Annotated in this window: 4 protein-coding genes; 1 reads left to right on the forward strand and 3 read right to left on the reverse strand. The window is 60.2% G+C overall.

Annotation, left to right across the window (positions count from 1 at the left end; genetic code table 11):
* Nucleotides 1–107: 107 nt before the first annotated feature.
* Together typA and Q4P21_RS15270 are read right to left on the reverse strand one after the other, a co-directional pair.
* Complete coding sequence (gene typA / locus Q4P21_RS15265; RefSeq protein WP_303389582.1) at nt 108–2,024, reverse strand: translational GTPase TypA; 1,917 nt, start codon at nt 2,022–2,024, stop codon at nt 108–110.
* A 315-nt stretch (nt 2,025–2,339) separates the two neighbouring features.
* The gene (locus tag Q4P21_RS15270) at nt 2,340–4,145 is read right to left on the reverse strand and encodes an ABC transporter substrate-binding protein (protein ID WP_303389583.1); all 1,806 of its coding nucleotides are present in this window, start codon (nt 4,143–4,145) and stop codon (nt 2,340–2,342) included.
* A 76-nt stretch (nt 4,146–4,221) separates the two neighbouring features.
* Here Q4P21_RS15270 and Q4P21_RS15275 point away from each other — a divergent pair, with 76 nt between their 5' ends.
* Nucleotides 4,222–4,350 carry a hypothetical protein gene (locus tag Q4P21_RS15275; protein ID WP_303389584.1) on the forward strand — a complete coding sequence of 43 codons (129 nt, stop codon included), beginning with the start codon at nt 4,222–4,224 and terminating at the stop codon, nt 4,348–4,350.
* 28 nt (nt 4,351–4,378) lie between these two features.
* Here the strand turns inward: Q4P21_RS15275 and Q4P21_RS15280 are convergent, their stop codons facing one another.
* Nucleotides 4,379–4,861, reverse strand: coding sequence for an isoprenylcysteine carboxylmethyltransferase family protein (locus Q4P21_RS15280; RefSeq protein WP_303389585.1), 483 nt, complete (start codon nt 4,859–4,861; stop codon nt 4,379–4,381).
* Nucleotides 4,862–4,943: the final 82 nt, after the last annotated feature.

Here is a 4,943-nt window from a genome sequence, read left to right on the forward strand (position 1 = left end):
CACCCGCATCAGCTGCAGTAAACATCCACCAAAACCAAATAGCCTGTCCCTGCAGGTGCAGGAACAGGCTATTAGAGGCGCATGGGAGCGCCTTATTCAGTTACTGATTAGACCTTGGCGCGGGCGCGGAATGCCTTGGCGCGGTCCCCTGCGTTCAGGATCAGCTTGCGGATGCGGATCGACTCCGGCGTAACCTCAACGCACTCGTCTTCGCGAGCGAATTCCAAGGACTCTTCAAGGGTCAGGTTGCGCGGCGGGGTCATGTTCTCGAAGGTGTCCGAGGAAGCTGCACGCATGTTGGTGAGCTGCTTTTCCTTCGTGATGTTCACGTCCATGTCATCGGAGCGGGAATTCTCGCCGACGATCATGCCTTCGTAGACCTCGGAAGTGGGCTGCACGAAGAAGTTCATGCGTTCCTGGAGTTTGATCATGGCGAACGGGGTGACGACGCCAGAGCGGTCAGCCACGATCGAACCGTTGGTGCGGTATTCGATGGGACCGGCCCAGGGCTCGTAGCCTTCGGCGATGGAAGCTGCAATGCCGGCACCGCGCGTGTCGGTCATGAAGCGGGTGCGGAATCCGATCAGGCCACGGGCTGGCACGATGAATTCCATGCGGCACCAGCCGGTGCCGTGGTTGGCCATGTTGACCATGCGGCCCTTGCGGGATGCCATGAGCTGGGTAACGCCGCCCAAGTATTCCTCGGGTACGTCGATGGTCATGTGTTCCATCGGCTCGTGGGTCTTGCCGTCGACCTGCTTGGTCACAACCTGCGGCTTGCCAACGGTCAGCTCGAAGCCTTCGCGGCGCATCTGCTCCACCAGGATGGACAGAGCCAATTCGCCACGGCCCTGTACTTCCCAAGCGTCGGGACGCTCGGTCGGGAGAACCTTCAGGGAAACGTTACCGACGAGCTCGCGGTCGAGGCGGTCCTTGACCTGGCGTGCTGTGACCTTGGCGCCCTTGACGCGGCCAGCCAGCGGAGACGTGTTGATACCGATGGTCATGGAGATGGCCGGCGGGTCAACGGTGATCAGCGGCAGCGGCTGCGGGTTGTCGATGTCGGTCAGAGTCTCACCAATGGTGATGTCTTCGATACCTGCAACAGCAACGATTTCGCCGGGGCCGGCTGATTCGGCCGGAACACGGGTCAGTGCCTGGGTGGCCAGCAGTTCGGTGATCTTAACCGGTTTGATGGTGCCATCGGCACGGGCCCAGGCAACTGTCTGGCCCTTGTGCAGGGTGCCGTTGAAGATACGCAGCAAAGCCAAGCGGCCCAGGAAGGGGGATGCGTCAAGGTTGGTGACGTGGGCCTGCAGGACACCCTCGGGGTTGTACTTGGGAGCGGGGATGTGCTCGATGATGGTCTTGAATAGCGGCTCCAGGTCCTCGCTGTCCGGTGCGGCACCGTTTTCGGGCTGCGTCAGGGAGGCGCGGCCCAGCTTGCCGGATGCGTAGACAACCGGAACGTTCAGGACGGCGTCGAGGTCCAGATCCGGAACTTCGTCAGCCATGTCCGACGCCAGACCCAAGAGCAGGTCCATGGATTCGGCAACAACCTCGTCGATACGGGCATCGGGGCGGTCGGTCTTGTTGACGAGCAGGATGACGGGGAGCTTGGCGGCAAGTGCCTTGCGCAGCACAAAACGGGTCTGCGGCAGCGGACCCTCGGATGCGTCTACCAGCAGGACAACGCCGTCAACCATGGACAGACCGCGCTCCACCTCGCCGCCGAAGTCGGCGTGGCCGGGGGTGTCGATGACGTTGATTGTCATGATCTGGCCGTCGGCTGACGGGCCGTTGTAAGCCACCGTGGTGTTCTTGGCCAAGATGGTGATGCCCTTTTCGCGCTCCAAGTCCCCGGAGTCCATGACGCGTTCAGCAACGTTGCCGTGTTCGGCAAATGAGTGGGTCTGCTTGAGCATGGCATCGACCAGGGTGGTCTTGCCATGGTCAACGTGCGCCACGATGGCTACGTTGCGCAGGTCATTGCGCGAGGCGGTGTTGAGAGAAAGATCGCTCATGGATGAAGACTCGTTTCAGTTGGGCCCGGCTGCAGGCCCGGAAGGGCAAAGCAGAAAGTCACATTGTTGTTTGGCCGTGAAGAATCGGCAGATAACACCATTCTAGTCGCTTGGACAAATACGGCCTCCCCACTTTATCCCATAAAGGGCACATTTTTTGCCGCCCAAGGCACATCCGGTTCATCCGGGTGTTCTGCAGCGGCGGTTTTTCGCCTAAAAGGTACGACGGCGCTAGGCGGCTTGCGTGACGAAACTCACCCGCCGCCGTCAAAGAAGGGGACAAGCATCCTGTTCGCTGTGGCCAGCTTGCGAGGTCTACTTCACGGACGACCATTGAGCGACGCTTTGCCACGGGCCAAGGTTCAACGCCGAACGCTGAACCCCAGTGACATGTTTGCCCGAAGCACTCAGCGTGCTGCGCTGAAAGAGCGGCAGTCCATAGCCAGCGTCCACGGCAAGCTGGTCAATCTGCAGCTTCAGGGCATTCTGCTTGGCCTCGTCGGGGTTCACGGCAAGTTGTTCCGTGAGTTGGTCCACTACCGTATTGGAAAAGTTATTGAAGTTGGAGACGGCACCGGTCCGGAAGACCTGTGGGATCTGGGCAGAACCGGTGGGGTTGCTGGTCCAGCCGTAGATGGCCACATCAAAGGCACCATCCTTGAGGGCACCGATCCATTCACTTGCGCTCCGCCCGGCGTCGGTGACGGAGAAACCAGCCTCAGTCGCTGCGGCTGTGATCAGCGAATACTCCTTGACTCGGTCTGGATCCTCCTTGTTGTACAAGATCCGCACGGTGGGCTTTGCGCCGTCGAGCAGTTTCCTGGCCTTGTCAGCAGCAGCAGTCTCCAGTACGCCTGTCGGGAAGGCCGATGTGCCGTTGCTCTGCACCGCTTCCTTGTACGGCACTTGAGCCGGGCGGAACACAAAGGAATTCAACACTGCGGCATTCGGATCCATAGGCTTGGCGACTTGATCAACAATGGCCTGTCGCGGAATGGTGGACAGGAACGCGGTGCGAAGATCCGGCGGTGAAAGAACGCCCTTGAAATTCAGCACCACTTGGTCAAAGCCCAAGCCTTGTCCCTGCTGGATCTGCACACCCTCTGACTTCATCTCCACCAGCGCGTCAAATCGCTCTGCTGTAAGTTCCGGACTGATGACATCGGCGGTCCCGGCTTTCAATGCAGCCACTTGCTTGTCCGAATCCGCCTCGTAAAGCACGGTGAGCGAGTCGAGTTTGGGCACCTGACCCCAGTTGTAGTCAGGATTCTTAGTGAGGACCAGATCCTGCCCTGCTGTGATGTTCTTGACCAGGAACGGACCATTGGACAATGCGAGTGAGGGGTCGGGCATGCCCCTGACGTCGAAGCCCGTATTCCAAAAATCAGCCACCTTGCGCAGGGTGGGATTGGCCGGGATGGGGAAGGCGGGGTCGCCATGGGGCACGCCTTGCAGCATTTCTGTCAGCGCGGCGGCATCTTGGAAGCCTGAACGAAGGGCAACGATGTGCGCCGGCACGTCCACTGTGGATCCGAGCGCTGTCTGCCAATCAGAAAACGCGGTGGAGTACGTCAAGGTCAATGACATTCTGTTGTCGCCGATGACGGGAAGGCCGGTTTGCTTCAGGCCCTTGTTGTCCCCCGCTGCATGAAAATATGCCGTGCCCTTAGTGACAGCAAAGGACGCGTCCAGTGTGGCGTCATCAAAGTAGCCCGAAGCTGCCGCCCACTGCAAGAAGAGGTCGTCGGCGGTCACTGGGGCCCCGTCAGACCATTGGACGCCACTGGCAATGGTGTATTTGATGGTCAGGGGGTTGTCCTTGACCTTTTCAATCTTGCCGAACTTTTCATTACTGGTGATCTTTAGTTCATCGTCTACGGAATAAAAACCCGAGTGGGTGGCTGCCCCGATCCGGGTGTTGGTCAAGGTGCTGCCGGTGACACTCGTGGCATTGAATGAACTGAACGGGGCGCTTTCCAGGACAGTGACATTGCCGCCGTCGGCCGCCGTCGCAGTTTGTGTTGGTGCGATGGGATCGGGGGTACTGCCCGTGCACGCCGCCAAGCTCAGTGCCAGGACTGCGGCTGCCGCCAGTACTTTGGATATGCGTCCGGGCCGCATTCCACCTCCAGGTTTTTACGTCAATATGGGCTTCGGGATGAAAGTGCCGTTGGCCCGTCCCTGGAATCAATCCTGCTTGCAAGAGTACCGCAGCACTCTGGACAGGGCTGTGGCGCTTGACAAGCAGATGATCGACGACGGCGATCCTGACGGCAGCGAGTTCTACGCGCTGCGTGCCTTGCGGCAAGACGAGCTTGCCAGGTAACGGTCGCTGGGTTGCGCCCGCTTGGTATTCAGTACCCCTTGAAGAAATCCAAGGTACGCCGTCCAATCCACCGGGGCGTGCGGGCGCAGTATTGGAGGTATGCCTCCCCGAAGAGGCTGCGCAGGGCCTGCTCTTCGCGGACAATCTGGAGGCGGTCCACCACCACTACGAAACCGGCCACGGGCAGCAACGCCCGCCAAGAGCCCCTGTCCACTGCGTGGGCCAGCAGCACCCCCGCCATCGCCGCATACATGGGGTTGCGTGTGATCGCGTTGGTGCCACCAGTGACAAGGATCGAGGCGCTGGCTGGGACTGTGGGATCCACGGTGGTTCCATGCCGGGCAAAGGAAGCGAAGGTGGAGACCAAAAGCGCGCCGGAGGCGGCTATCAGGGCCACAGAAGCCACCCGGCGGAGCCGCCGACATTTCTTGCCCTTGGGCATGAATCTTTGCACCACCCCAGCTGCGACCATCGCCACGGGCGGGACGGGAATGCCCTCATGCTTGCTCATGCTTGCTCCTTACATGGCGTTGATCCATGTACTCAGGCTAATCCTTCAACTGGCGATAGGTCGAGGCTCATCCCCGGTGCGC

Source organism: Arthrobacter sp., from assembly GCF_030540645.1.
Classification (GTDB): domain Bacteria; phylum Actinomycetota; class Actinomycetes; order Actinomycetales; family Micrococcaceae; genus Specibacter.

Bases quoted from the DNA above. Each gene is read 5' to 3' on its own strand.
- Q4P21_RS15280 (WP_303389585.1), bottom strand. From the start codon at position 4,861: ATGAGCAAGCATGAGGGCATTCCCGTCCCGCCCGTGGCGATGGTCGCA.
- Q4P21_RS15270 (WP_303389583.1), bottom strand. From the start codon at position 4,145: ATGCGGCCCGGACGCATATCCAAAGTACTGGCGGCAGCCGCAGTCCTG.
- typA (WP_303389582.1), bottom strand. From the start codon at position 2,024: ATGAGCGATCTTTCTCTCAACACCGCCTCGCGCAATGACCTGCGCAAC.